Here is a 6737-nt window from a genome sequence, read left to right on the forward strand (position 1 = left end):
ATGAACCGGGGGCGGCGCGAACCCATCGTCATCGGCGGCGTCAGCGTCGCCGCGGGCGAGCACCGCAACGTTGATATCCCCGTTTCACCGCTCTACACGCATGATGGCCTGTCCATCAATGTTCAGGTCCTTCACGGCAGCCAGCCGGGGCCCGTGGTCTTCATCTGCGCGGCGATCCACGGCGACGAGATCAACGGCGTCGAGATCATCCGCCGGCTGCTCAAGCACCGCTCCCTGAAGACCGTGCGCGGCACGTTGCTGGCTATCCCCATTGTCAATGTCTACGGCTTTCTGAACCATTCGCGCTACCTGCCCGACGGCCGCGATCTCAACCGCTCCTTCCCCGGCTCGGACGCCGGCTCCCTGGCCGCGCGGGTCGCCAATACGTTCCTGCAGGAAATCGTTCTCAAGTCCGATTACGGTATCGACCTGCACACCGGCGCCCGGCACCGGGCGAATTTTCCGCAGATCCGCGCCGATCTCGACATGGACGGTGCCCGGGGTATGACCGAAGCCTTCGGCGTGCCGCTGGCCCTGGACTCGAAAATTCGCGACGGGTCCCTGCGCGAAGCGGCCGGGGACGCGGGCATCCCGGTAATCCTCTACGAGGCCGGGGAAGCACTGCGCTTTGAGGAGATGTACATCCGCGCCGGCGTCAACGGCATCATCAATGTACTGCGGCACCTCGGCGTACTCCGGCGCAGCCGACGCAAGCACCCGCTGAGCCCGCCGATTGTCAGCGACCAGTCGAGCTGGCTGCGCGCACCGGAGAGCGGGATCCTGAGCACGCTGGTCCCCCTCGGCGCGAAGGTCGTCGCCGGCCAGACCATCGGCATGGTGGCCGACCCCCTCGGCACCCGGGAAAGCCCCCTCGAGGCCACACACGACGGCGTGGTCATCGGGCGCACCAACCTGCCGCTGGTCTACGAGGGCGATGCGGTGTTTCACATCGCCCGCTACGGACGGCGCACGGACCAGGTGGAGCGCCAGCTGGAACAATTTCAGGAACACTACGAAAGCCAGGAGCCCTGAGCCGATGCTATAATCCGGGCGCTTCGCCCGCTCGCAGGGTACCGGCCCGGACACCTCCCCTATGCGCAAGAACCTGATCGTCGCCACGCTGATCGCCGCCGGCATCCTGCTGTGGCTGCTCTCCGGCCTCTTCGGCAGTAACGACGGCGACCGAGCCGCCAATCCGCCGCCCCTGGCCGAAGCCCAGCCTCGGGAAACGAGCCGTGAACCCGTGGCCGTACGCGCCCGGGAAAGCCGCGCCGAGCCGCGCCAGCGCACCCTGGCGCTGCGCGGACGTACCGACAACAAGCGCACCGTAGAGGTACGTGCCGAAATCACCGGCATGGTGATCGAGCGGCCGGTGGAACGCGGCAGTCGCGTCGAGGCCGGCGACCTGCTCTGCCGCGTCGCCGTCGACGACCGGGAGGTCGCCGTGGCAGAAGCCGAGGCGGCGCTGAAGCGGGCGCGCATCGAATACGAGGGCGCGCTCAAGCTACGCGAAATGGGCCTGCAGTCGGCCACGGCCATCGCCCAGGCGGAGGCCGGCCTCGCCGCCGCCCGCGCGACGCTGAAGCGCGAGCAGCTCAACCTCGAACGGACCGCGCTGCGCGCGCCTTTTGCCGGCGTGGTAGAGGCCGTGGCTCTGGAAATCGGCGATTACGCCACTCCCGGCACCACCTGCGCCACACTTCTCGATCTGGACCCGATGCTGGTCACGGCCCGGGTGAGCGCCGGCGATGCCGCCCGGCTCGAGGTCGGTGCGCCGGTGCGCGCGGTGACCGCGACAGGCCGGGAACTCACGGCCACCCTCAGCTTCATCGGCAACCAGAGCGACACGGCAACGCGCACCTACGCCCTGGAGGCCACGCTGCCGAACCCGGACTACCTGCTGCGGTCCGGGGTCCCCGCGACGCTGGAGATCCCCACCGGGGAGGTACAGGCCCACCGGGTATCGCCGGCGCTCTTCACCCTCGACGATGCCGGCCGGCTGGGGCTGCGAACCCTGGACCGGGATAACCGGGTGGTGTTCCAACCCATCGACATCATCGAAGACGGTGCCGAGGGCACCTGGGTGACCGGCCTCCCGTCCGTCACGCGTATCATCACAGTCGGTCAGGAGTTTGTCTTCGACGGGCAGCGCGTGCGCGTCGAGCAGGACGAGCCGATGGCTCTGTCGGCGCGGAGCGCACGATGATCGGCTTCATTGATGCGGCGATCAGCCGCACCCGCAGCACGCTCCTGGTGATGGCCATGGTAGTGCTGGTCGGTCTCATTGCCCGGGCCATTCTGCCCATCGCCAACGAACCCCACATTGAGGCGCCCTTTTTCTACGTGGGCGTTCTCCACGAAGGCATCTCACCGGAAGACGCCGAGCGGCTGCTTATCCAGCCCATGGAGATCGAGCTGCGCAAGATCGAGGGCATCGAGGAAATCACCGCTCTCGCCTCTGAAGGCAACGCCACGGTCTTCGTCGAGTTCGCCGCGGAGATGGATCTGGACGAGGCGCTCTCGGACCTGCGGGAGGCCGTGGATCGGGCCAAGGCGGAGCTCCCGGGCACCGCGGAAGAGCCCATGGTCCGCGAGCTGCAGATCAACGACTTCCCCATGATCCAGGTCAGCCTCATCGGTGACGGTGTCCCCGAGCGCGATGTCTATGCCGCCGCGACCATGCTCCGGGAGGCCCTCGAAACCATCCCGGACGTACTCAAGGCCGAGTTGCGCGGCGAGCGCGAGGAAATGCTCGAAGTGCTCATCGACCCCGAGGCCCTCGAGAACTACGCCATTTCCAGCGAAGAGCTGATCAACACCCTCCAGCGCAATAACCGTCTCATCCCGGCGGGCAGTCTCGACAGCGGCGGCGGCCGCTTCTCGGTCAAGGTGCCGTCGGTGGTGGAAGAACCCGCCGACGTCATGTCCCTGCCCGTGCGCAACGACGGCACCACAGTGGTGACCCTTGGCGAGATCGCCACGATCCGCAAGACCTTCAAGGACCGGACGGGCCATGCCCGGGTCAATGGCCGCGAGGCCATCACCGTCGCGGTAACACCCCGGGCAAACGGCAACATCATTGAGGGCGTCGCCGGCGTCCGCGCGGTAATCGACGAGTTTCGCCCGCGTATCCCGGAGGCGATCGAGCTGCTCGTCACGCAGGACCAGGCCGAGTTCGCCGCACTGCAGGTGACGGAGCTGCAGGGAAATATTTTCACCGCCCTGGCGCTGGTGATGGTGCTGGTAGTGGCGACCATGGGCTTTCGCAGCGGGCTGATCGTCGGCTTTGGCATTCCGGTGTCGCTGCTTTTCTCCGTGACGATCATCTACTTGCTCGGTTTCACCTTCAATTTCATGGTGATGTTCGGCATGCTCCTCGGTCTTGGCATGCTCATCGACGGCGCCATCGTCGTCACTGAATACGCCGACCGGCGCATGGGCGAGGGCATCGATCACCGGGCCGCCTACTCCGAGGCAGTGAAGCGCATGTTCTGGCCCGTCACGGCCTCGACGGCCACCACCCTGGCCGCCTTTCTGCCGCTCATGTTCTGGCCCGGCATCTCCGGCAAGTTCATGAGCTACCTGCCGATCACGGTCTTTACAGTGCTTGCCGGCTCCCTGCTCTACGCCCTGCTTTTCGGTCCGGTGCTCGGCACGGTCTTCGGCCGACCGACGAGGCACAGCGCGGCGGCGGCAGCGCAAATGCACGAACTGGAGACCGGCGACCCGACGAAGCTGCGCACCTTCACCGGGCGCTACGCGCGCTTCCTGGCGGCCGTCACCCGGCGGCCGACCGTCACCCTCGGTCTGATCCTCGCCGTGCTGCTCAGCATCTTCTGGAGCTACGGCCGCTTCGGCGTGGGCATGGTTTTCTTCTCGGATTCGGACCCGCAGTTCATCCAGGTTTCGGTCCGGGGCCGGGGGAACTTTTCCGCCGAGGAGGTAGACCGCCTGGTCTGGCAGGTCGAGGAGCGGATCCTGCAGATCGAGGGCATCCGGGCTGTGAATGCGCGTACCATCCTTCCCGGCGCCAACGGTATCGGCCGCGGCGCCGACGCCACCGCCGACCGCATCGGCTCCATCTTCGTCGAGCTGCACCCCGAGCAGGACCGCGCCAGCAACGGGGCCGAGATCTTCCGGGAGATCCGCGCGCGCACCAGCGGCTTCCCGGGCATCATCGTCGAGGTCTTCGGCCAGGAAATGGGACCACCCGTTGGCAAACCGATACAGATCGAGCTGCGCTCCCGGCAACGGGAGCTGCTCGAACCGGCCATTGCCCGGATCCGCGCGCACCTCGACACCCTGCCGGAACTCGTCGACATCGACGATACACGCGCCCTGCCCTCCATCGAGTGGCGCATGGAAGTGGATCGCGCAGAGGCGTCGCTCTACGGCGCCGATGTGGTCGCCGCCGGCGTTGCGGTGCAGCTGGTGACCAACGGCGTCAAGGTTGCGGAATACCGCCCGGACAGCTCCGAAGATGCGGTCGACATCCGCGTGCGCTATCCACCGCAGTATCGCGGTGTGGAAGCCATGCGCAGCCTTCGCCTCAGCACGCCGCAGGGCCGCGTTCCGCTGAGTAATTTCGTGACCATGCAGCCGCGGCAGGGCGTGGACACGCTGGAGCGCATCGACGGCATGCCTGTGGAGCGCATCCGCGCCGATGTAATCGACGGCGTCCTCGCCGATACGATGGTGGACCGCATCGGCAAATGGCTGCAGACGCAGACCTTCGACCCCGCGCTGCAGATCAGTTTCCGCGGCGCCAACGAAGAGCAGAACGAGTCCATCGCCTTTGTGCAGGTCGCTTTCCTGCTGTCACTACTGCTCATGTTCGTGCTGCTGGTGACGCAGTTCAACAGCTTCTATCAGAGCACGCTGATCCTCCTGGCGGTGATCATGTCCACCGCCGGTGTGCTCCTCGGCCTGTTGATCCTCGGCAACCCCTTCAGCGCCATTCTGAGCGGCGTCGGCGTGGTCGCGCTGGCCGGCATTGTAGTCAACAACAACATCGTGCTTATCGATACCTTCAACTACGTGCGGGAGCAGCACCCGGAGCTGCCGGTGCAGGAGATTATCGTGCGCTCTGCCGCCCAGCGGCTGCGCCCGGTGCTGCTGACCACCGTGACCACGGTCTTCGGGCTGCTGCCCCTGGCCTGTGGTCTCTCTGTGGATCTTATCAACCGCAGCGTCACCGCCAGCGGGCAGATGTCGACCTTCTGGGGCCCTCTCTCCCAGGCCATCGTCTTCGGCCTGACCTTTGCCACAGTACTCACCCTGGTGGCGACGCCGGCCATGCTCGCGCTCCCGGCCCGCCTGCGTCAGCTCCTCGGGCGGTTCCGGAGAAGCGACAGCAGCGCAGCGGTGGTGCACTGACGCGCGGCCCGGGCTCCGGCAAAGAGGTTACAGGGAGCCGCCAATCCGTTATGCTGCGCCCCGCACGAGCTGGCCGTGTGCAACCATCCGCCAGCGGCTATCCCGGAACCCCCTATGAGCTTTGCCGATCTCGGCCTCAGCGATCCTTTGCTGAAGGCCATTGCCGAACGTGGCTACGACACCCCTTCTCCCATCCAGCTCGGTGCCATTCCAGACATCCTCGCCGGCCATGACCTCATGGCGGCGGCACAAACCGGCACCGGAAAGACCGCTGCCTTTACGCTGCCGCTGCTGCAGCGTCTCGCCGAGGGGCCACGGGCACCGGCGCGCCAGGTACGCGCGCTGGTCGTCACACCGACGCGGGAGCTTGCCGCCCAGGTACACGACAGTGCGGTGCATTACGGCGCCCACCTGCCCCTGCGTGCTGAAGTCGTTTTCGGCGGGGTCAAGATCAACCCGCAGATCGCACGGCTGAAGCGCGGCTGTGACATCCTTGTTGCGACGCCCGGAAGGCTCCTGGACCTGCATCAGCAGGGTGCCGTGGCCTTCGATGCCCTTGAGGTCCTGGTCCTCGACGAAGCTGACCGCATGCTGGATATGGGCTTTATTCACGATGTGCGCCGCATCGTCGCCCTGCTGCCGACAAAGCGGCAGACGCTCATGTTCTCGGCGACCTTCTCGACGGACATCCGACGCCTGGCCCAGGGCTACCTGCAGCAACCGCGCGAGGTCTCGGTGGCTCCGGCCAATGCCACCGCGGACACCGTCGAGCAGTGGATCTACCCGGTGGACAAGGACCGCAAGCCGGACCTGCTATCGCACCTCATCCGCGAGCGCAACTGGCACCAGGTACTGGTGTTTTCGCGGACTAAACATGGCGCCAACCGCCTCGCCAAGCGCCTGGAGCGAGACGGCATCGTGGCCGAACCGATCCACGGCAACAAGAGTCAGAATGCGCGCACCCGGGCGCTGGAAGGCTTCAAAAGCGGGCGCGTACAGGCGCTCGTGGCCACGGACATCGCTGCGCGCGGGCTGGATATCAGCGGCCTGCCCCAGGTGGTGAACTTCGACCTGCCGAACGTCTCCGAAGACTATGTGCACCGCATCGGCCGTACCGGCCGCGCCGGGGCCACGGGCCACGCCTACTCACTGGTGTGTGCCGAGGAAGCGGAATACCTCCAGGGCATCGAGCGCCTGATCCGGCGCACCCTGCCGCGGGAGCAGGTGCCGGGCTACGAGCCCACAGAACCCCTGCCCGAGCCCGGTGCCTCCTCCCTTGCGGCCAGGGGCCGGGGGCGCGGACCCGCGCCGACAAAGCGTGGCGCCAGTGCGGGCCGGGCGCAGGCGCCTGGGGGCCAGAC

General features: G+C 66.8%; 4 protein-coding genes. All 4 read left to right on the plus strand.

The features are described 5' to 3' along the window. Positions 1 to 1032 (plus strand): succinylglutamate desuccinylase/aspartoacylase family protein, encoded by a 1032-nt coding sequence (locus HRUBRA_RS11960; protein ID WP_035517513.1) that lies wholly within the window; start codon positions 1 to 3, stop codon positions 1030 to 1032. A gap of 61 nt (positions 1033 to 1093) precedes the next feature. Further along, on the plus strand, positions 1094 to 2206 hold the full coding sequence (locus HRUBRA_RS11965) for an efflux RND transporter periplasmic adaptor subunit (RefSeq protein WP_035517514.1): 1113 nt from the start codon (positions 1094 to 1096) through the stop codon (positions 2204 to 2206). Next, the gene (locus HRUBRA_RS11970; RefSeq protein WP_052094794.1) at positions 2203 to 5376 is read left to right on the plus strand and encodes an efflux RND transporter permease subunit; all 3174 of its coding nucleotides are present in this window, start codon (positions 2203 to 2205) and stop codon (positions 5374 to 5376) included. Before HRUBRA_RS11965 ends, HRUBRA_RS11970 begins: the two co-directional genes overlap by 4 nt. A 114-nt stretch (positions 5377 to 5490) precedes the next feature. Next, positions 5491 to 6737, plus strand: a 1247-nt coding sequence (locus HRUBRA_RS11975) for a DEAD/DEAH box helicase (RefSeq protein WP_035517515.1), incomplete at its 3' end; no start/stop codon positions are given.

The sequence above is a fragment of the Pseudohaliea rubra DSM 19751 genome, from assembly GCF_000764025.1.
GTDB classification, from domain to species: domain Bacteria; phylum Pseudomonadota; class Gammaproteobacteria; order Pseudomonadales; family Halieaceae; genus Pseudohaliea; species Pseudohaliea rubra.

Excerpts from the sequence above, each read along its gene's own strand:
- HRUBRA_RS11970 (WP_052094794.1), top strand. The coding sequence starts at position 2,203 with ATGATCGGCTTCATTGATGCGGCGATCAGCCGCACCCGCAGCACGCTC.
- HRUBRA_RS11965 (WP_035517514.1), top strand. The coding sequence starts at position 1,094 with ATGCGCAAGAACCTGATCGTCGCCACGCTGATCGCCGCCGGCATCCTG.
- HRUBRA_RS11960 (WP_035517513.1), top strand. The coding sequence starts at position 1 with ATGAACCGGGGGCGGCGCGAACCCATCGTCATCGGCGGCGTCAGCGTC.